The organism is Neorhizobium sp. T6_25 (assembly GCF_002968555.1).
Taxonomy (GTDB): domain Bacteria; phylum Pseudomonadota; class Alphaproteobacteria; order Rhizobiales; family Rhizobiaceae; genus Neorhizobium.
In genome coordinates, this window is sequence record NZ_PVBL01000071.1 from 1 (window position 1) to 403 (window position 403).

Below are 403 nucleotides of genomic sequence, written 5' to 3' on the forward strand. Positions count from 1 at the left end.
GATCCTACGTGTGGCGCTGTCGTTGCGGATCAGCAATTCCTAGCTGAAAAACTTGGAGTTAGCAGAAGCACAATTATTCGTTGGCTCAATTACTTAGAATCAAAAAATGCATTAGTTAGAATCCCCGTTGCTGGTAAGGTTTGTGCGTATGCCCTCGATCCACATGAAGTCTGGAAGGGATACAACACTACGAAAAACCATGCAGCATTTGTCACTAAAACACTGGTCAACAAAGACGGTGATATTCAGCGCCGAATCATGGCCATGTTTTCAAATTGAGCCAGCGGCAGGCGGACAATCAGGGGCTACGTGTTAACGTTCTGACCATGATTGTCTATCCTGCATTGCTCTTTTGCCGCCTCAAAATCCCTTGCGTGTTTTTGCTCCCCGATCTCCAGAACGA

1 protein-coding gene is annotated in these 403 nt (G+C 46.4%); it reads left to right on the forward strand.

Annotation, left to right across the window (positions count from 1 at the left end; genetic code table 11):
* Positions 1–279 (forward strand): helix-turn-helix domain-containing protein (locus C5L10_RS33365; RefSeq protein WP_114493199.1); only part of this gene is annotated, 279 nt, incomplete at its 5' end.
* Positions 280–403 lie beyond the last annotated feature (124 nt).